The sequence below is a fragment of the Streptomyces sp. NPDC007205 genome (assembly GCF_040634095.1).
In the GTDB taxonomy this organism is placed as follows: Bacteria; Actinomycetota; Actinomycetes; order Streptomycetales; family Streptomycetaceae; genus Streptomyces.
On sequence record NZ_JBEYEW010000007.1, the window covers coordinates 16,031 to 35,181 of the forward strand.

15 protein-coding genes and 2 pseudogenes are annotated in these 19,151 nt (G+C 72.2%); 9 read left to right on the top strand and 8 right to left on the bottom strand.

All coding sequences use genetic code 11. From position 1 onward, the window contains the following. The first annotated feature begins 192 nt into the window (after positions 1-192). A complete protein-coding gene (locus ABZ624_RS14170) occupies positions 193-1,611 on the top strand; it encodes an ATP-binding protein (RefSeq protein WP_360087011.1) in 1,419 nt (472 codons plus the stop codon). A gap of 571 nt (positions 1,612-2,182) precedes the next feature. Next, a complete protein-coding gene (locus tag ABZ624_RS14175; protein ID WP_360087013.1) occupies positions 2,183-3,640 on the top strand; it encodes a hypothetical protein in 1,458 nt (485 codons plus the stop codon). A 411-nt stretch (positions 3,641-4,051) separates the two neighbouring features. Here the strand turns inward: ABZ624_RS14175 and ABZ624_RS14180 are convergent, their stop codons facing one another. Beyond that, entirely contained in the window at positions 4,052-4,633 is a 582-nt protein-coding gene (locus ABZ624_RS14180) for a Uma2 family endonuclease (protein ID WP_360087016.1), read from the bottom strand. Between the two features lie 40 nt (positions 4,634-4,673). Then, a complete protein-coding gene (locus ABZ624_RS14185) occupies positions 4,674-5,657 on the bottom strand; it encodes an SMP-30/gluconolactonase/LRE family protein (protein ID WP_360087019.1) in 984 nt (327 codons plus the stop codon). Positions 5,658-5,774: 117 nt separating this feature from the next. On the opposite strand from ABZ624_RS14185, the gene ABZ624_RS14190 reads away from it, so the two are divergent. Further along, a complete protein-coding gene (locus ABZ624_RS14190) occupies positions 5,775-6,212 on the top strand; it encodes a MarR family transcriptional regulator (protein ID WP_360087022.1) in 438 nt (145 codons plus the stop codon). On the opposite strand, the gene ABZ624_RS14195 is transcribed toward ABZ624_RS14190, so the two are convergent. After that, the gene (locus ABZ624_RS14195; protein ID WP_360087025.1) at positions 6,178-7,395 is read right to left on the bottom strand and encodes a serpin family protein; all 1,218 of its coding nucleotides are present in this window, start codon (positions 7,393-7,395) and stop codon (positions 6,178-6,180) included. The genes ABZ624_RS14190 and ABZ624_RS14195 overlap by 35 nt on opposite strands. 55 nt (positions 7,396-7,450) lie before the next feature. After that, positions 7,451-7,669, bottom strand: a pseudogene (locus ABZ624_RS14200) (proteinase inhibitor I4 serpin); the annotation flags it as partial. 552 nt (positions 7,670-8,221) lie between these two features. Between ABZ624_RS14200 and ABZ624_RS14205 the strand changes: the two are divergent. The 5 genes from ABZ624_RS14205 to ABZ624_RS14225 all read left to right on the top strand — a co-directional run bounded on the left by ABZ624_RS14205 (position 8,222) and on the right by ABZ624_RS14225 (position 13,427). Beyond that, positions 8,222-8,974, top strand: a complete 753-nt coding sequence (locus tag ABZ624_RS14205; RefSeq protein WP_360087028.1) for a GntR family transcriptional regulator — start codon at positions 8,222-8,224, stop codon at positions 8,972-8,974. Positions 8,975-9,376: 402 nt separating this feature from the next. Beyond that, positions 9,377-9,568, top strand: coding sequence for an SPOR domain-containing protein (locus tag ABZ624_RS14210; RefSeq protein ID WP_360087031.1), 192 nt, complete (start codon positions 9,377-9,379; stop codon positions 9,566-9,568). Positions 9,569-9,626: 58 nt separating this feature from the next. After that, the gene (locus tag ABZ624_RS14215; protein ID WP_360087797.1) at positions 9,627-10,037 is read left to right on the top strand and encodes a (deoxy)nucleoside triphosphate pyrophosphohydrolase; all 411 of its coding nucleotides are present in this window, start codon (positions 9,627-9,629) and stop codon (positions 10,035-10,037) included. A 101-nt stretch (positions 10,038-10,138) separates the two neighbouring features. Beyond that, a complete protein-coding gene (locus ABZ624_RS14220; protein ID WP_360087034.1) occupies positions 10,139-10,567 on the top strand; it encodes an ATP-binding protein in 429 nt (142 codons plus the stop codon). Between the two features lie 271 nt (positions 10,568-10,838). Then, positions 10,839-13,427 carry a SpoIIE family protein phosphatase gene (locus ABZ624_RS14225; protein WP_360087037.1) on the top strand — a complete coding sequence of 863 codons (2,589 nt, stop codon included), beginning with the start codon at positions 10,839-10,841 and terminating at the stop codon, positions 13,425-13,427. Between the two features lie 44 nt (positions 13,428-13,471). Here the strand turns inward: ABZ624_RS14225 and ABZ624_RS14230 are convergent, their stop codons facing one another. After that, positions 13,472-15,046, bottom strand: coding sequence for a hypothetical protein (locus tag ABZ624_RS14230; protein ID WP_360087040.1), 1,575 nt, complete (start codon positions 15,044-15,046; stop codon positions 13,472-13,474). A 257-nt stretch (positions 15,047-15,303) separates the two neighbouring features. Here ABZ624_RS14230 and ABZ624_RS14235 point away from each other — a divergent pair. Next, a pseudogene (locus tag ABZ624_RS14235) lies at positions 15,304-15,562 on the top strand (hypothetical protein); the annotation flags it as partial. A 16-nt stretch (positions 15,563-15,578) separates the two neighbouring features. On the opposite strand, the gene ABZ624_RS14240 reads toward ABZ624_RS14235, so the two are convergent. From ABZ624_RS14240 to ABZ624_RS14250, 3 genes are read right to left on the bottom strand one after another with little or no spacing between them, the layout of a single operon-like run. Continuing rightward, the gene (locus ABZ624_RS14240) at positions 15,579-16,349 is read right to left on the bottom strand and encodes a succinate dehydrogenase/fumarate reductase iron-sulfur subunit (RefSeq protein WP_360087043.1); all 771 of its coding nucleotides are present in this window, start codon (positions 16,347-16,349) and stop codon (positions 15,579-15,581) included. Further along, on the bottom strand, positions 16,346-18,301 hold the full coding sequence (locus ABZ624_RS14245) for a fumarate reductase/succinate dehydrogenase flavoprotein subunit (protein WP_360087046.1): 1,956 nt from the start codon (positions 18,299-18,301) through the stop codon (positions 16,346-16,348). Before ABZ624_RS14245 ends, ABZ624_RS14240 begins: the two co-directional genes overlap by 4 nt. Before the next feature lie 22 nt (positions 18,302-18,323). Next, complete coding sequence (locus tag ABZ624_RS14250) at positions 18,324-19,145, bottom strand: hypothetical protein (RefSeq protein ID WP_360087049.1); 822 nt, start codon at positions 19,143-19,145, stop codon at positions 18,324-18,326. Positions 19,146-19,151: the final 6 nt, after the last annotated feature.

The window sequence follows — 19,151 nt, forward strand, 5'->3', positions numbered from 1 at the left end:
GGTGACGCACCACCACGTCGCTGATCTGGCGAACATGCAGGTCAGAAGGGGCCCGACTCTCCGGGGTCGGGCCCCTGGTTTCTTCCCGCCTCGCCTTTCCCCGGACAGCACACCTGGCGCAGCTTACTAACGTCTACGTTAGTAACGTTGTCGTTAGTGTCGTGCGTGGAGGTCGGTGGAAGGTCGGCGGACATGGTGGACTTTGTAGGTCGTCGGCAGGAGCTGGCGACATTGGAGCGAGAGCTGCAGAAGGTGGCCGCAGGGGTTGGCGGGGAGCGGCCCGGTCGGTGCGTGATGTTGCGTGGGCGGCGCCGGGTGGGCAAGTCGCGACTGGTCGAGCGGTTTGCGGAGCGCTCCGGAGCTCCGTTCTTGTTCTACGCGGCGACCGGTGCATCCCTCAGGGATGATCTGGCGCGGCTGGCCCGGGATGCCCAGTCATCGACGCTGCCGTTGGCGGGGCTGGTGGCCGCCGCGCGGCCGGAGAGCTGGGATGCCGCGTTCGATGTGCTGGGCGCGGCGCTGCCCGCCGACCGGGCGAGCGTGCTGGTCATCGACGAGGTGCCGTACCTGATGGATACCGATGGCGCCTTTGAGGGGATGCTGCAACGGGCCTGGGATCGGGTGCTGGAGACCAAGCCAGTGCTGCTGGTCCTCATCGGCTCCGATCTGTCGATGATGGAGGCACTGAACAGCTACGGACGCCCCTTCCATCAGCGCGGCCGGGAGATGGTGCTGGGACCGCTCAACCCCGCCGAGGTCGGGCAGATGCTCGGGCTGGATCCGGCGGAAGCCTTCGACGCCGCGCTGGTAACCGGCGGGCTGCCGCTGATCTGCGCGGAGTGGCCGCGCGGCGCAGGGCTGTGGGACTTCCTCGGCGAGGCGCTGAACGATCCGGTCTCGGCCCTGCTGGTGTCGGCCGAGCGCTCGCTGGCTGCCGAATTTCCCCCGCAGGCCCAGGCGCGTACGGTGCTGGCGGCCATCGGAAGTGGCGAGCGGACCTTCACCAACATCGCCCGTGCGGCCGGCGGGATCGGGGCCACGCCGCTGCAGCGAGCGCTGGAACTGCTTACGGACAAGCGGATCGTCGCCGCGGAGCTGCCCGTGTCGCTGCGTCCGTCGAAGGATCGCCGCTACCGGGTGGCAGATCCCTACCTACGGTTCTGGCTGCACCTGCTCGGCCCGTCCATGGAGGAGATCGAGCGAGGGCGGGGCGATCTGACCTTGGCGCGGATCCGCGAGAGCTGGACCAGCTGGCGCGGCCGCGCGATCGAGCCGCTCATCCGCGAGGCGCTTGCCCGGATACTGCCCGACGACGAGCTCCCCGCGGCCCCCGCAGTAGGCGGCTACTGGACCCGCACCAACGACGTCGAGATCGACATCGTTGGTGGGGACCGCGCCCCCATCGCCAAGGAGCTGCTCTTTCTCGGCTCCATCAAGTGGCTGGAGCAGTCACCCTTTGACCGGCACGACCTGGCAGCTCTCCATCGACACCGGGCCGCCCTCACCGACGAACCCGTTCCAGTCGTGGCGGTCTCACGCAGTGGAGTCGACTGTCCGGGGCTTGACGCTGCCTACGGCCCCGGCGATTTGCTGGCCGCTTGGCCACTGTGAGTGGCGGATGGTGGGCGAGGCGGGGAGTTTGTCGTGGATCCCGTGCTGGGATGGTGCTGGATGGCTTCGCATTTCCGCAGGCCACAGGGAGTTTGGTGGAGTTCCGCTTCAATGTGTGGCGGGTGACGCACCACCACGTCGCCGACCTGGCAAACGTGTATCAGCCCGTTCCGCGACGTCGCAAGGAAGCGAAAGCCCGACCTCCTCAACGTTGGCGCAGCACGAGCTGATCCACAGATGGACCCCGGAGCGCTGAGCCGACGCCCCCTGAGCGAGCCGTGGTCCGCAGGTCACGGGGTTCCAACTGCGGCCTGCGGCCTGCGGCCTGCGGCCTGCGGCCTGCGGCCTGCGGCCTGCGGCCTGCGGCCTGCGGCCTGCGGCCACGCGGGAGCGGGAGGGCAGGAGTTCGCCAAGGCGGGTGGGGTTGCGTCGGGTAGACAGGCCCCTGCGAGCGCACCTTTAAGATCAACAAGGTGCGCGCCTTCCGCTCATCCGGCTGAGCGACGGCGCCTGGTGGGACTGGACGGCTGCCCCTGCCCCGGACTCCGCCACCCGTAGGACCTGGACTCTCATGACATCTGCCATATCCGTTCCCCGGCGTGCTCTTCCTGTCTGGCCGGTCCCGATGCTGTGGACTCTCGCCCTCGGCCTGTGGGGGCTGCCCCGGCAGCACAGCGTGTGGCGGGACGAGGCCGCGACCTGGCAGGTGGCCCGACGGTCCACGGCCGACGTCTGGCACATGCTGGCGCACGTCGACGCCGTGCACGGGCTCTACTACCTGCTGATGCACGCACTCTTCGCATGGTGTGGACCCAGCACCACCACCCTGCGCCTGCCCTCCGTGCTGGCGATGGCGGTGGCGGCGGCCTGTGTGGCCGCCCTGGGCCACCGGCTCGCCGGGGCGTGGGCGGGTCTGGGAGCGGGGCTGGCGCTCGGGCTGTTGCCCTCGGCGCAGTTCTATCTCCAGGAGGGCCGCCCGTACGCGCTGGTGGCGGCCGGGGCCGGGATCTCGACACTGCTGCTGGTGACCCTGCGGGAAGGACGCGGCCGGGCGATCGGCTGGGTGGCGTACGCCGGCACGGTCCTCACATGCGGGCTGCTGAACTGGCTGTCGTTGCTGATCCTGCCCGCGCACGCCGGGACACTCCTGTGGACACGGAGCGGGCGCGGCGTGTGGGTGCGCTGGACGGCCGCCGCGGTGGTCGCCGTGGCAGGCGATCTGCCGTTGATTCTCTTCAGCCGCGGCCAGTCCGACCAGATAGCGTGGATACCGCCGCTGACCTGGCACATGCTGATCGGCCCGGCGGTCCTCCTGGCCATCGGCGGCCTCGGAGCCCTGCTGGACCGGCCGAAAACAGGGCGACTGTCGGCGGCGGCCGTCGGACTGCCCCTGCTCGCGGTGCCGCAACTCACCCTGATAGGCATCTCGTTGGCCAAGCCCCTGTTCGTGGACAGATATGTCCTGTTCAGCCTGCTGGGTCTGGCACTGTTGATCGGTGCGGCCCTGGGCTCGGCGGTACGGGCGGCCACACCACGGTTCCCGAGGGCGTCGGGGTGGTTCGTCCCCGTGGCGGTCGTCGTGGCGTTCGTGGCGCTGCTCCCGCAGTCGCTGGCCAAGCGGTCCCCGTCGAGCCGCGTGGACGACGTACTGGCGGTGGCGGCCGACGTGCGGCGCCTGAAGGAGACCGGGGACGCGACGCTCTTCCTGCCGGCGGCCCGACGGGACACCGCGCTGGTGTCCCCCGACGCGTTCACCGGACTGCGGGACATCGCGCTGGGGGAGGGCCCGGTGGCGTCCGGGACGCTGAAGGGCGAGGAGACCAGTCCGGCCCGCATCCGGACGGCGATGCTGGCGGAGAGGCGGATCTTGCTGGTCACGGACGCCACGGGGGTGGCGAAGCCGGTGACGGCACAGCGGGACAGCGTGAAGCTCTCCGTGCTGAAGAAGTACTTCACCGTGGTGGCGGACGAGCAGGTCCGTGGGCGGCGGGTGACGGTGTACGAGCGACGGGGACGAGCCGGGCGCTGACCACCCGGCATACGCGATCTGCACGGACGCGGCGCGGCCGAGGCCGGTGGCGCTCCACCGCTTTCCGACCCCGGCCCCGCCGCGAGGGACCGGCTCGCGCCGCGCGTCGTGCGCGAGGTCGGCCGCGAGCGGCTGGAGGCGGTCGTCGCCACCGGTCACGCCGTCTTCGACGGGTACGGCGTCGCCTCCCGATGCGCCGCTGGGTCCGGCGCTCGCTGCAGGCCGGAGCCCTGCCGGTGCCGGCCACGGGTTACCGCGCCGCCCGGCTGCCGTTCGGGCACGCGTTGCCGGGCACAGGTGTCGCGGCGGCCGGGTGTCGCGGCGGCCGGGTGCGCCGGTGTCGTCCGGACGCTGGCCAGGCGACACGGACCCCGTCGGGGCACACCAGTGCGCTTGCCCGGCCGCTGTGAGTCAGGTGTCCCGCGACGGGAGCAGCTTGTCGAGGTCCAGGCTGATCTCGAACGGCACCGGACGCGTCAGGGCGCCCCGGAAGACACCGGCGGGCGCATAGGCCCCGGTCGGTTCGTCCAGCTCGTAGACGTGGACGACGGGAGCGCCGTTCTCCTCCTCGACGCACCAGTAGTGCGGGATGCCGCCCTGCGCGTACTTGCGCAGCTTGACCGTGCGGTCGCGGTGCGCGGACTCGGGGGAGACGACCTCGATCACGAGCTGTACCTCGTCCGGGGCGAACCAGGTGCGATCGCCGTCGAAGTCGGCCTTCGCCAGGAGCAGGTCCGGCTCCGGACGATTGCGCTCGTCGAGCCTTATGGTCATCTCGCGGCCGACCCGCACATCGGCGGGCGCCTGCTCCATGAGAGCGACGGTGAGCATGGTGACGAGGTGGCCGTGCCACCACCTCTGCGGCGACACCATGAAGACGAGAGCTCCATCGATCAGCTCGGTGTGGCGGGGCGCCTCGGGGAGGCGGTCCAGGTCCTCCGCGAACCAGCCTTCGTCGCGCGGCGGGCGCATCCAGTCGGGCGGTGCGGTCATGGTCCTACCGTAGCGACTCGGCCAGGCCCCGGCCACGAGATCACATCCCCGTCACCCGCGCCACCGTGAACGGCGTCCGAGGCACCCCCGGGCCCATCGGTCCGCCCTTGTCGAACTGGGAGCGGACGACGAGGAGGCCGTGGTGGTCGTGCGCCAGGGTGGTGGGGGTCTGCAGGGCCGGGGTGGTCAGGGTCCGGGTCAGGCGGGCCCTGGTGCCGTCGGGGGAGAGGTGCCAGCGGGTGAGGGTGTTGGTCGCGTTGTGGGCGGCCCACAGGGTGCCGTGGGCCAGCTCCAGGCCGTCGCCGTGCTTCAAGTCGCCGCCCTGCAAGGTGACTTGGCGTACCGAGCCGTCGGTCAGGCCGACCCGGTACAGGCCGCCACCGGTCATGTCGACGGCGAACAGCAGGCGTCCGGCGGGGTCGGCGACGATGCCGTTGAGGGTGTAGTCGTCCGGCGAGTGTGCCGGTACGGCGCCGCTGAGGTCGTAGTACGCGGTCAGCGGCGCACGGCCGCCGCGGGCGCGGGCCAGGTCGGCCGGGGTGACGCGGTAGATCACCGGACGCACGCTGTCGGTGGCGTAGGCCGTGCCGTCCGCCGTGATCACGAGGTCGTTCAGGAAGCGCGGGTCGCCCTGCGGTATCTCGAAGCGGGCCAGCAGGGAGCGGCCGTACAGGTCGTAGACGTCGATCCCGGTGGTGTGGTCGGTGACCCACAGCCGGCCCGCCCGGTCGGCCTTCAGGCCGTTGGCGGTGGTCCGGCCGTCGGTGCCCGCCGGCAGGAAGACCTCGGCGGTGCGGCTCCCGGCGGCGGCGCGGTAGATCGCGCCGGTCGTGAAGGAGCCGACGTAGGCGTCGCCCGTGCGCGGGTCGAGGGTGATGCCCTCGGGGTAGGCGCGCTCGTCGGGGAGGGTGAAGGCGGTGGAGATGCGCGGGCCGGTGGCCGCGCTCGCGGTGGGCGCGGCGACGGCCACGGCCGCCGCGGCGACGCCGGTCAGGAAGGTACGGCGGTGGATCGCACGGGACACGACAGTGCCTCTCGATTCGGCTACTCACTATCGGGCGAGTGCGAATCTATATTAGAACTCTAATCCTCGCCAGGGTGTTAACGCCCACCCGGGCATTAATGTGGCGGGGTGACCTCCATGCCCGCGTCCGAGCGCCTCGGCTCCCATCTCAAGCGGGCCGAGCAGGCCCTCAACGCGACCAAGACGGCGGTCCTGAAGCCCGCGGGCCTGACCGTCGCCCAGTACGCCGCGTTGCTCCACCTCTCCGCCAACCCCGGCATCTCCGCGGCGGCCCTGGCCCGGCTGTGCGGGGTCACCCCGCCGACCATGAACACGGTCCTGAAGAACCTCCAGGACCGCGATCTGATCACCCGCAGCCCCCACGAGTGGCACAGGAACGTCCTGGAGACCCGCCTCACGGACGAGGGCCGTGCCGTACTCGCCGACGCCGACGCGTACGCCGTACGCGTCGAGCGGGCCCTCGCCGCGGAGTTCACCGACGCGGAGCGGGACGCCCTGACGGGTCTGCTCGCGCGCTGCGTCAGAGTGCTGGAGGAACAGCGCCCGGGAAGCTGACGACGGCCTCCGGCGCCGGGTCCGTCACCCAGCCCGCCGCCAGTACCAGCCGGGAGTCGCGGTCGACGGCGAGGAAGCCGAACGGGCGGTCGTAGACGGCCCGGACGACCGTGGACTCGTAGCGGTACTGCGGCGCGCCGCCGTACGGCGCCGCCATGGCCGTCACCGCCGCCGCCCGGAAGCCGAGCGCGCCGAACTGCGCCACGGCCGACTGGCGGGCCTCCCCGACGGCCAGCCCGGAGGCGCTCACCCCCGGGAAGTGACCGCCGCGGGTGTCCGACGCCGACGTCAGACCGAAGAGGTCCGACAGGGCGAGCAGATCGTGGTCGGCGCGCACCTCGTACACCACCGTCCGCACGTCCAGCACCGGCGGCCCCGGCTCGACGGCCGGCTGCTGCTCCACGTACAGACCCGGCCCCACATGTCCGTGCGGCAGCGAGCCGCCCACGGTCAGCGGCAGCGCCCGCGCCACGATTCCCACGCCCGCCGCGAGCACCTGGCCCGGCGTCATGCGCTCCTCGCCGAGCAGCAGATGGACGTCGATGCCGTTGTCGCCGGGCACCGTCAGCGCGGTGACGAAGCCGTCCGGCGTGCCCGTCACGCCCACCCGGTCCGGCCGCACGCTCCGCCGGTGCAGCCCGCGCAGCGATCGCCCCTGCCAGGGGCCGGCGTCCGGCCTGAGCGGCAGCTCCGTGAAGGGCTGCCGCCAGGTCGTGCGCAGCGCGAGCGCGCCGGCCAGCACCAGCCGTGTGTCCCGGGTCAGTGTCACCGGCATGCGCTCGACCAGCCCGCCGGTCCGCTCGGCCGCCCAGACGTCCAGCCGCTCCTGCGCGGTGACGAGGTCGTCCCCGAACACCCCGTAGGTCCCGGCGGGCAGCCCCGCCCGCCACTCCTCGCGCAGGGCGAGCGCGTGGTGCGTCCACAGGCCGAGCGCCGCGTCCAGACCGGACACCGCCCCCAGGGCAGCCAGCAACTCCCGTGCTGCGCCGGCCGCCTGATCCGCCGGCAGGCCGAGGGCCTGGCTCAGCTCCGTCCGCGCCGGCCCGGTCGCGCCGTCGGCCAGGAAGGCCAGCAGGGGCCAGACCCCGGGCGCGGAGAAGACCGTGCCCTCGGGCAGTGCCTGCGCCCAGCGGGCCGTCAGCCCGTTCACCCGACGGACCGTCTCGGCGGTCACCTTGCTCACTGGTCGTCCTCCCACGAGGCGCGCTGCCCGCTCCTCGTCCGGTTATCGCGTATGTGTCCTCGGGGAACGGCAGTGGATCCGTCACCCACCCCGCAGCCGGCACCAGCCGCGAGTGCCGGTGCAGTGCGAGGAAGCCGAAGGGGCGGTCGAAGGCGGCCTCGACCCTGGTCGTGACGTAGCGCAGGGGCGGCGGCACGCCGCCCGCGACCGCTCGGGACATCGTGACCGCGGCGGCACGGAAGCCCAGTGCCCCGAACCGGGCCAGGGCGCTCTGCGGCCGGCGCGCCGGGCAACTCCCGTGCCGCGCCCGCCGCCTGATCCGCCGGCAGGCCGAGGGTCTCCCTCAGCTCCGTCCGCGCCGGGCCCGTGGCGCCGTCGGCCGGGAAGGCCGGCAGGGGCCGGACGCCGGCCGCCGAGAAGACCGTGCCGTTGCGCGTGGTCGCCGCCCACCGCTTGGTGAGCCCGTTCACCGCCCGGACGACCTCGCCGCCCACCCGGCCTCTGCCCGCCCGGCTTCCGCGCACCCGGCCTCTGCCCGCCCGGCTTCCGCCCGCCCGGCCTCCGGCCAGGGTCGCCCCCCGCATTCCGCCCCCGTTTCGCTGTGTGCCGCCCGCCCCAGGAGCACGGTACCCGTGCGCAGGGCGCGCCCTGGCAGGGGAGACTCACCCGCCAGGTGTGGGCGCACCTGTACGGGGGAGAAAATGCCTGGGTAATGCCCTCGCACACGCCATGTCATCACATCGAGTGATTCTCTGGCCTTCGCTTGCGTGTCACAACCCAGGGTTGCCAGGCTGTTGCTGTCTGTACAACCTGATGGGAGCGGCCAGTGACTTTCGGTGAACAGCCGGCGTACCTGCGTGTCGCGGGTGATCTCCGCAAGAAGATCGTCGACGGTTCACTGCCGCCCCACACCCGGCTGCCCTCCCAGGCCCGCATCCGCGAGGAGTACGGCGTCTCGGACACGGTCGCGCTGGAGGCCCGCAAGGTACTGATGGCCGAGGGACTGGTCGAGGGCCGCTCCGGCTCGGGGACGTATGTGCGCGAGCGGCCCGTGCCCCGCAGGGTGGCCCGTTCCGGGTACCGCCCGGCCGGCGGTGCCACGCCCTTCCGGCAGGAGCAGGCCGACGCCTCGGTGCGCGGCACCTGGGAGTCCAGCAGTGAGCAGGCCGGGGCCGGGGCCGCCATCGCCGAGCGGCTCGCGATCCGGGCCGGCGACCGGGTCATGCGCACCAAGTACCTGTTCCGCGAGGCCGGCGAGCCGATGATGCTCTCCACCTCCTGGGAGCCCCTCGCCGTCACCGGCCGTACCCCCGTGATGCTGCCCGAGGAGGGCCCGCTCGGCGGCATGGGGGTGGTCGAGCGCATGCGTGCCATCGACGTCATCGTGGACAACGTCACCGAGGAGGTCGGCGCGCGCCCCGGCCTCGCCGAGGAACTGCACATCCTCGGCGGCGTCCCCGGCCATGTGGTCGTGGTCGTCCAGCGCACCTACTACGCCTCCGGCCGCCCGGTGGAGACCGCCGACGTGGTGATCCCGGCCGACCGGTACCGGGTGGCGTACCACCTGCCCGTGAAGTGAAGTCCCGGTTCACGGGCGGGGCGTGCGCTGCTCAGGGCGGGGCTCTTCGAGTGAGGTAGCGCACACCTGGGCGCCCCCCACGCCTGGATGCCCCGGTGGCGCAGCGCCCGACGGGCCCGACCGGCCGCTGCAATCCGGCCGTTTTCCCAGGTGACCAGGGGTCACTTGGGTATGCCCGCGCTGCACGACAACGGCGTTCACGACGGCGCGTTCACCCCCGTGCGCCCCCTGCGTTCTGGCTGGTTGCGTACCTCTTTGTGAAAAGGCGTGTTCGCAGCGTAAAGGTTGGGCGTACGCTCGGGCATATGCGGATTGCGGTTTCCTTGGGGGCGCGGCGGGGGCCCGGGACGGGAAGCGGGTGGTGGGGCGGTGCGAGAGGGAGCGGCACGGGCGGTGGGGGCCATGAGTGAGGGGACGGTCTCGCTGCCCTGGCTCGTGATACGGCAGGACGACAACGGCAATCGCTATCGCGTCGGACGGTACGCGACCCGCGCCGAGGCGCAGAAGATCGCCGACAGCCTCGACGACCGGGGCCACAAACAGCTGTACTGGGTCGAGCGCGTCGGCCAGAACGGGGACAGCGCCCGGAACTGACCGCGCGGCGCCCTCCCGTAGGCTCCGCCCCATGACGCCCACGACACCCAGGACACCCATGACGGACCGGACCGTGGTGGTGGGAGCGGCCCTGCTCGACGGCGGCCGGCTGCTCGCCGCGCGCCGCAGCGCCCCCGCCGACCTGGCGGGCCGCTGGGAACTGCCCGGCGGCAAGGTCGAGGCAGGCGAGCGGCCCGAGGACGCCCTGATGCGTGAACTGCGCGAGGAACTGGGCATCGACGCCGAACCTGTCGAGCGCGTGCCGGGTCAGTGGCCGCTGCGTGAGCCGTACGTCCTGCGGGTGTGGACCGCCCGCCTGCTCCCCGGCTCACCCGCCCCCCGGCCCCTCCAGGACCATGACGAGCTGCGCTGGCTCACCCCGGCCGAGATCTGGGACGTGGCCTGGCTGGACCAGGACGTGCCCGCCGTTCGCGAAGTCGCCCCCCGGCTCAGCCAGGGCCTCCGCTGAGCCTTCCCGATACGCCGTTCGTGCCACAGTGCGCCCTCCCGCACGGTACTGCCCACCAGATATCGGGTATGTGCCCATTAACCCCATGAAACCGGACATGGGTGGGCTCGCTGGCCTGGGAAGTGATCGGCGTGATCGACACCGGTGGCGACTGCGCCGAGTGGACCTTTCCCGCGGAACCGGGCGCCGTGCGCACCGCACGCGCCGCGGTCCGTGGGAAGTTGCACGGCTGGGGCCTCGACTGCCTCGCCGACCTCACCGCACTGCTGGTCAGCGAGTTGGTCACCAACTCGCTGCGGCATGCCACCGGTCCCATCGGCGTACGGCTCGTGCGTCCCGGCGGACCGGCCGACACCCTGCGGGTGGAGGTCTCCGACCCGCTGCCCGACCCGCCGCGCGAGCGTGTCGCCCGCGACGAGGACGAGAGCGGGCGCGGGCTGCAACTGGTCGCCGGCTCCTCGCGCCGCTGGGGCACCCGGCCCGGCACGAGCGGAAAGACCGTCTGGTTCGAACTGGCGCTGCCGGGGTGAGCCGGAAGCATCCGGGGGGCACGAGGGTGTACGGCCGGCGGGGGTCCGCCCATCGTGCGCTCCGGGTGACCGGCCGGTCCTGCGATGCGTGGTTCGAGGGCGTGTTCCCTGGTTAGAAGACTGGAAGTGTTGTCACGGACCGGTCCGAAAAGCATCTGGACCGAGCTGTGATCGTGAACACCGTGTCGTGCGGCACCGTAGTGCTGGATACTGCGGGCAGCCGCCCCCGGTGACCGGTGCCGGACGCGGTGAGCTGGAGGGGACGGTTCGCGTGAGCGAGATACCAGCGAAGGCCACGGAGTCCGAGGACCCGTCGGACGGCGCGAGGCACCAGGCCGCGGAGGCTGCCGCGGCACCCGGCGACGCCATGTGGCAGAGCAGTCCGCCCGGTTCGATCTACGACTACATCAAGGTCGCGTCCTTCTCCATCAGCCCCGGCGGGCTGGTCGACCAGTGGAGCCTGCGCGCCGAGCAGCTCTTCGGCATCCCCGCCGCACACGCCGTCGGCAGGGACCCCATAGAGGCCTTCGTCGATCCCGACCTGCGCGAGCGCGGCCAGCGCAAGATGGCCGAAATCCTCGACGGGCGGGAGTGGACCGGGGTCGTGCCCTTCCGGATGCCGGACAAGGCGGACGGCACGCGCGGCGCGGACGGCCTCGCCGAGGTCTACGTCATGCCCACCCGGACCGGCGAGGGCGACAGGGCCGCCGTCTGTATCGTCGTGGACGTGCGCACCCTGCGCAGCATCGAGACCGATCTCGCCGCCTCGCAGGCGATTTTCGGTCAGTCTCCGTTCGGGTTCCTGCTGATCGACACCGATCTGAGGGTCCGTCGGGCCAACGAGCGATTCGCCTCCGTCTTCGGCGGAACCCCCGACGACCACCGGGGCAAGGGCGTGCACGACTATCTGCCCCGCGGTGAGGCCGAGCGGGTTTCGGCCACGCTGCGCCGGGTGCTGCAGTCCGGTGAGTCCATCACCGACATGCATGTCACGGGGTACGTCCCCGGCTCCGAGGAACGCCGGCACTGGTCCGTCAACCTCTACCGCGTGCACAGCGGCAGCGGCCGGCCCATCGGCATCGCCTGGCTCGGCACCGACATCACCGCCCGCCGGGCCGCCGCCCGCGAGGCCGCCGCGGCCCGGCGCAACCTCGCCCTGCTCAACGAGGCCGGCGCCCGCATAGGGAACTCGCTCGACCTGGAGACCACGGCCCGGGAACTGCTCGACGTCGTCGTCCCGGGCTTCTGCGACCTCGCCACCGTCGACCTCTACCAGGGGCTCCTCGCCGGTGACGAGACCCCGCCCGGCCTCGCCGACGGCAGCGCCGAACTGCGCCGCGTCGCCTTCGCGAGCGCCGTCGCCGGGGTCCCCTTCACCAGCTCCGGCGAGTCCGTCGAGGTCGGCGCGGTCCACCACTTCCCCTTCAACTCGCCCTGCGCGGACGCCCTGCGCACCGCCCGGCCGCAGCGGGTGCCCGCCGAGGACGGCGGTCTGGTGCAGTCCAAGCTGGCCGTGCCGATGGTCGCCCACGACACCGTCGTCGGCCTCGCCCAGTTCGCCCGCACCAAGGGTAGCGAGCCGTTCGGCGACCGCGACCGGGAACTGGCGGTGGAGCTGGCGGCGCGCGCCGCCGTCTGCATCGACAACGCGCGCCTGTACCGCCGGGAACACGAACGGGCGTTGATACTGCAGCGCTCGCTCCTGCCGCCGGGCGACCCCGAGGCCTCCGGGCTGGACATCGCCTGCCGCTATCTGCCCGGCAACGCGGCCACCGAGGTGGGCGGCGACTGGTTCGACGTGATCGAACTGCCGGGGCACCGTACGGCGTTGGTCGTGGGCGATGTGATGGGGCGGGGCCTGCGCGCGGCGGTCGCGATGGGCGAACTGCGCACCGCCGTACGGACCCTGGCCCTGCTGGACCTCGAACCGGCCGAAGTGCTCTCGGCGTTGGACGAGATCGCCCGGGGGCTCGGCACCCCGGGGGGAGTCCAGCAGGCCACGCGTACGGCGCGCCAGCCCCGGGACGCGGACCTGTCCGAGGTGTACCTCGCGACCTGCGTCTACGCGGTGTACGACTCCGTCACCAGACGCTGTACGTTCGCCAACGCCGGCCATCTGCCGCCGGTCCTGGTCGAGCCCGGTGAGGCCGCCCTGATGCTGGACGTGCCGCCCGGCATGCCGCTCGGCGTGGGCGGCGAGCCCTTCGAGGAGGTCGAGGTCGAGCTGCCCGAGGGCGCGCTGCTGGCCCTGTACACGGACGGCCTGGTCGAGTCCCGCGACCATCCCCTGGACGAGGGGCTGCAGGCGTTCGTGGGCGCGCTCACCGACCCCTCCCAGCCGCTGGAGGACGTCTGCGACCACGTTCTCAGCACCCTCGACACCCACCACGGCGAGGACGACATCGCGCTGCTGATGGCGAGGGTGCAGGGGCTGCCGGCCGATTCCGTCGGCGACTGGACGCTGCCGCGCGAGCCGCGCAGTGTGGGGCGGGCGCGGGAGTACGCCCGGGCGCAGCTGCTGAGCTGGGACCTGGAGCCGCTGGTCGACACGGCGGAACTGCTCGTCAGCGAGCTGGTCACCAACGCGCTCCGGTACGGGGAGGGGGACATCCGGCTACGGCTGCTGCTGGACCGCACGCTGGTCTGCGAGGTGTGGGACTCCGGCCTGGTGCAGCCTCGGCGGCGACGGGCCCGGGACACGGACGAGGGGGGCCGGGGGTTGCAGCTGGTCGGGTTGCTGAGCGCGGCGTGGGGCTCCCGCAGGACGCCTCGCGGCAAGACGGTGTGGTTCGAGTTGCCGTTGCCCGGCGGCGAGTCCGGCCTCACCGACCCGGCGGAAGCCCTCCTGAGCCTCTTCTGACCCGAAGCACCCGGGGCCTCCGCCCGCAGACCCCTTCCCGTTGGCTAGGCAGGTGGCCGGGAGCAGTGGCGGCCCCTTGTGCGCGGGCCGCCGTAGCTTGCCGGTGGGCCCCCGTCCTGGTCCTCGGCCAGGAGCACACCGCCCAGGACCGCGCCGGACAGGCCCGGTGAGTCACCATCGGCGCCCGTGTACGGGTTGCCGTGTGCTCGTACGTCCCGTTCGGCCAGGTCCCGGGACTCGCGGGCGAGGGCGTCGGCCTGGTCGGCGCGGCCGGCGCCCAGCTCCCGTGCCGCCTCCGCCAGAAGAACGCGTGCCTGTGGGCCCACCGCGCCCCGGTGCACCGCGACGAACTCCTCCGCCCCGGCGACGGAACTCCTCGCCACGAGCAGCGCCGCCGCGGCCGGTGCGCCCAAGTGGCCGGTGTCCAGCCGTTCCACGGCCCGTGCGATCCGGCGCAGGGCGTCCAGCGGGTCGTACGGGCCCGCCGTCCGCTCCTGTCGTACGGCGGCCAGCACGCCGTCCGCGTGGGCCAGCCGCGCGTGCAGCTCACCGCTGGTCAGCGGCTCCCGCACGCCGCCCTTCCGGGCCGCCGCTAGCTCCGCCTCCGCGCCGGTCAGCACGGCCGGCACCAGCTCCGCCGCCTCCCGCAACCGGGCCGCGAGCCGTTCCACCCCGGTCACCAGGACCTCGGCCTGGGCCACCGCGCCCTCGGCGGCGCGCAGCTGCCCGGCGGCTCGCCCGCCGTCGCCCGCGTCGGCCGCCTGCCGGGCCTCGTTGAGCCGGACGGTGGCGAACACCAGCCGGTCCTTGGCCTGTTCGACGTACCCGGTGACCGGCCCGACGGCCGAGGCGGTGTACCGCTCGCGCAGCTCCGCCAGGGTGTCCTGCGCGGCCACCGTGCGCCCCGTCAGCTCCCGGAACCATCCCTCGGCCGGCTCCAGTGCCCCGGCCGGCCCCGGCGCGTCCAGTTCCCGCAGCCGGTCCAGCGCGCGGGCCTCCGCGTCCAGCCGGCGTCCCGCCTCCGCGCACCGGCCGACCACACCGACCAGCGCCTGCCGCCGCGCCGCCGCGTCCTTCGGCGCCCCCTGCTCGTACCGCCGCCAGATCGCACACGCGGCAGCCAGCTCGGTCTCGGCGGCCCGCAGGGCATGGACGAAGGGTTCGGTCTCGGCCTCACCGCACTGCCGCTGGACGAAGGCGAGTTCCTCGCGGCTGGTCCGTACGCAGTCGTCGGCCAGGACCAGTGCCGCGCGAGCCTGGCGCTCGAAGTCGGCCGGGGTGGGCGCGGGCGGGGCGACGGAGACGATCCCGGGGGTCGTACGGGTGCGGGCGCGGCGGGTGCGGCGCAGATAGCCGTATCCGGCCAGCCCCACGGCCGCGACCCCCACGACGAGGGGCAGGACGAGATCGACGGCGGACGTCTCGTCCTGCTGCGGCGCGGCGGCGCTCGCGACCGTGCCGGCGGGTGCCACGGGAACCGGATCCTGTGCACCGGCCGTCATCACCGGCAACACCAGCCACCCGGCCCCGACCGCGGTACCCAGCACGGCATGCGCCACCCGCACCGATATGTGTGCCGTGGCATGCCGGGGCCGGCCCCGGATCAGGGAGGACGTCACATTTCGGAGCGTATGGGCAGGTAGACGCCTTCGCGAGCGGAACGGACACGGTTGGGGGAAGAGAAGGACAGGGGGCAGAAATGGACACCGCAGGACCAGGGCCCGGCGGCGAAAGCCGCACGCGCGGTGCGGGTGGCAAGGGCATCCCCGCCGAAGTCCGCCCCGAAGACCACCCCGAAGGCCGCCCCGGACGTCGCCGTACCCTCCGCTGCACCCTCGCCGTCCTGGAGCCCCTCCACTCCGGCGACAGGAACTTCCCGGCCTTCCACTCCTTCTGGGGCGCGACCACCGGTCACCCCAAGTGGTGGTCGCAGTCCTACTTCGGGCAGGTGGCCCGCCGCGTGGACCAGATCGCCGTCATGTCGTACGACACCATGCAGCCGTTGCAGAGCCTCTACGACGGCTATGCGGCCCAGCAGACGAGCCTCGCCCTGGAGGTCACCCCGGACACCACCGACCGACTTCGCGGCCACGGAAGCGGGCTGGCGGGCGTACCAGGAGAACTGGGTCCGCTGAGCTTCGGGACGCTCCGTTACGAAGACCGCCTCCTGATCTTCGAGCCGAGCCACACCAGCGGGTCGTACTTGCGGTCGACCGCCCGCTCCTTCAGGGGGATCAGGGCGTTGTCGGTGATCCTGATGCCTTCGGGGCAGACCTCCGTGCAGCACTTGGTGATGTTGCAGTAGCCGAGGCCGTGTTCGTCCTGGGCCGTGCGTTTGCGGTCCAGGCCCGTCGCGGCGGCCGCGTCCAGCGGGTGCATGTCGAGTTCGGCGATCCGCATCAGGAAGCGCGGGCCGGCGAAAGCGGTCTTGTTCTCCTCGTGGTCCCGGACGACATGGCAGGTGTCCTGGCACAGGAAGCACTCGATGCACTTGCGGAACTCCTGCGAGCGGTCCACGTCCTCCTGCATCATCCGGTACTCGCCGGGCCCCACACCGGCCGGTGGCACGAACGCCGGCACCTCCCTCGCCTTCTGGTAGTTGAAGCCGACGTCCGTCACCAGATCGCGGATCACCGGGAAGGCGCGCAGGGGCGTGACGGTGATCGTCTCCGACCGGTCGAAGACCGACATGCGGGTCATGCACATCAGGCGCGGGCGGCCGTTGATCTCTGCCGAGCACGAACCGCACTTGCCGGCCTTGCAGTTCCAGCGCACGGCCAGGTCGGGCGCCTGGGTGGCCTGGAGGCGGTGGATGATGTCGAGCACCACCTCGCCGTCGTTGACCTCGACCTCGAAGTCCTCCAGGCCGCCGCCCTGTTCGTCGCCCCGCCACACCTTGAAGCGGGCCTCGTAGCTGCTCACTCGTACAGCTCCTCTTCGGCGAGGTACTTGACCAGCTCCTCCTTCTCGAAGAGGGCGAGCAGGTCCGGGCGGATGGGTTCGGTGGTCTCGCGGGTGAGGCGGACCTGGCCGCGGCCGGGGTCGGTCGCCGCGAGGCCGCCGGTCGGGTCGGCGAGGGCGCACAGGAGGTTCACGTTGCGCCAGGCGCGGTCCATGGTGGGGTGGTCCTCGCGGGTGTGGCCGCCGCGCGACTCGGTGCGCTCCAGCGCGGCCCGGGCCACGCACTCGCTGACCAGCAGCATGTTCCGCAGGTCCAACGCCAGATGCCAGCCGGGGTTGAACTGGCGGTGGCCCTCGACCCCCGCCCGGCGGGCCCGTACCCGCAGCTCGGCCAGCTTGTGCAGGGCCTGCTCCATCTCGCCCTCGCGGCGGATGATGCCGACCAGGTCGTTCATGGTCTGCTGGAGTTCCTGGTGCAGGGTGTACGGGTTCTCCGGCGGGCCCGCCTCGCCCTCCGTCTCCGCCGAGAACGGGCGCAGCGCCTCCGCCGCGGCCGTGTTGACCTGGGCGTCGTCCACCGGCGGGCGCCGGCCCGCCGACCCGTGCGCGTACTCCGCCGCGTGCCAGCCCGCCCGCCGCCCGAAGACCAGCAGGTCGGAGAGGGAGTTGCCGCCGAGCCGGTTGGAGCCGTGCATGCCGCCCGCCACCTCACCGGCCGCGTACAGCCCCGGCACGCCGCGCGCCGCCGCCGTGTCCGAGTCGACCGCGATGCCGCCCATCACGTAGTGACAGGTCGGTCCGACCTCCATCGCCTCCGCCGTGATGTCGACGTCCGCCAGCTCCTTGAACTGGTGGTACATGGACGGCAGCCGGCGCCGGATCACCTCGGCGGGCATCCGGGTGGACACGTCCAGGAAGACTCCGCCGTGCGGCGAACCCCGGCCCGCCTTCACCTCGGCGTTGATCGCGCGGGCCACCTCGTCGCGGGGGAGCAGCTCGGGCGGGCGCCGGTTGTGGTCCGGGTCGTCGTACCACCGGTCGGCCTCCTCCTCCGACTCGGCGTACTTCTCCTTGAACACGTCCGGGACGTAGTCGAACATGAACCGCTTGCCCTCGGAGTTCCTGAGCACCCCGCCGTCGCCGCGCACCGACTCGGTGACGAGGATGCCCTTCACCGACGGCGGCCAGACCATGCCGGTCGGGTGGAACTGCACGAACTCCATGTTCAGCAGCGGTGCCCCGGCGAGGAGCGCGAGTGCGTGTCCGTCACCCGTGTACTCCCACGAGTTCGACGTCACCTTGAAGGACTTGCCGATGCCACCGGTCGCGATCACCACGGCGGGGGCTTCGAGGACGAAGAAACGGCCGGTCTCGCGGTCGTAGGCGAAGATTCCGGAGACACGGCCCGCGGCGGAGCCGCTGTCGGATGCGGTGTCCTTGAGGATCCGGGTGACCGTGCACTCCTGGAAGACCTTCAGACCGGACTCGTAGTCCCCGCTCTCCTTGAAGTCCTCCTGCTGCAGGGCGACGATCCTCTGCTGGAGGGTGCGGATCAGCTCCAGGCCCGTACGGTCGCCGACGTGGGCGAGCCGCGGGTACTCGTGGCCGCCGAAGTTGCGCTGCGAGATCCGGCCGTCCTTCGTACGGTCGAACAGCGCGCCCCAGGTCTCCAGCTCCCACACCCGGTCCGGGGCCTCCTGCGCGTGCAGCTCGGCCATCCGCCACTGGTTGAGGAACTTGCCGCCGCGCATGGTGTCGCGGAAGTGGACCTGCCAGGTGTCGTGCTCGTTGGCGTTGGCCATCGCCGCCGCGATGCCGCCCTCGGCCATCACCGTGTGCGCCTTGCCGAACAGCGACTTGCAGATCACCGCCGTACGGGCGCCCCGCTCACGTGCCTCGATCGCGGCCCGCAGTCCGGCACCGCCGGCACCGACCACGACGACGTCCCACTCCTGCCGGTCGACCACGGACATCAGCTCAGTACCTCACTGGTCTCTAGAAGAAGCGGGGATCGGCGAAGACGCCGGACGCGACGAGATAGACGTAGAAGTCGGCGAGCGCCACGCTCAGCAGCGAGGCCCACGCCAGCTGCATGTGGCGGGCGTTGAGCCTGCCGACGAACTGCCACGCCTTGTAGCGCACCGGGTGTTTCGAGAAGTGCTTGAGCTTGCCGCCGACGATGTGCCGGCAGGAGTGGCAGGAGAGCGTGTACGCCCAGATCAGCACGATGTTGGCCAGGAAGACCAGGGTGCCGAGCCCCATGTGGCCCCACCGGTAGTGCGTGTCCCGGAAGGACAGCACGGTGTCGTAGGTCAGCACGCCGGCGACCAGCAGGGCGGCGTAGAAGAAGTACCGGTGGAGGTTCTGCAGGACCAGCGGGAAGCGGGTCTCGCCGGTGTACGTCCGGTGCGGCTCGGCCACCGCGCAGGCGGGCGGGGACGCCCAGAAGCTGCGGTAGTACGCCTTGCGGTAGTAGTAGCAGGTCAGCCGGAAGCCGAGCGGGAAGATCAGGATGATGATCGCGGGGGAGATGCCCCACCAGCTGCCGAACAGCTGCCAGTTCGGGCCGGCGTGCATGACCTTGCAGCTCTGCGCCAGGCACGGCGAGTAGAACGGCGAGACGTACGGCGCCGCGTAGTAGTCCGCGTCGGCGAAGGCCCGCCAGGTCGAGTAGACGACGAAGGCCAGCAGACCGGCCGCGGTGACGGCGGGCGCCAGCCACCAGCGGTCGGTCCGCAGATGCGGGGCCGTGATCGCGGCGCGCGCACCGGTCCGTACGCCGCCGCTGTTCTGTTGGGGTTCCGTACCAGTAGCCAAGGTGGG

What these genes read in the sequence shown, in the direction of transcription:
- ABZ624_RS14215 (WP_360087797.1), top strand. Translation starts at nt 9,627, where the DNA reads ATGACGGACCGGACCGTGGTGGTGGGAGCGGCCCTGCTCGACGGCGGC.
- ABZ624_RS14180 (WP_360087016.1), bottom strand. Translation starts at nt 4,633, where the DNA reads ATGACCGCACCGCCCGACTGGATGCGCCCGCCGCGCGACGAAGGCTGG.
- ABZ624_RS14175 (WP_360087013.1), top strand. Translation starts at nt 2,183, where the DNA reads ATGACATCTGCCATATCCGTTCCCCGGCGTGCTCTTCCTGTCTGGCCG.
- ABZ624_RS14245 (WP_360087046.1), bottom strand. Translation starts at nt 18,301, where the DNA reads ATGTCCGTGGTCGACCGGCAGGAGTGGGACGTCGTCGTGGTCGGTGCC.
- ABZ624_RS14170 (WP_360087011.1), top strand. Translation starts at nt 193, where the DNA reads ATGGTGGACTTTGTAGGTCGTCGGCAGGAGCTGGCGACATTGGAGCGA.
- ABZ624_RS14210 (WP_360087031.1), top strand. Translation starts at nt 9,377, where the DNA reads ATGAGTGAGGGGACGGTCTCGCTGCCCTGGCTCGTGATACGGCAGGAC.
- ABZ624_RS14190 (WP_360087022.1), top strand. Translation starts at nt 5,775, where the DNA reads ATGCCCGCGTCCGAGCGCCTCGGCTCCCATCTCAAGCGGGCCGAGCAG.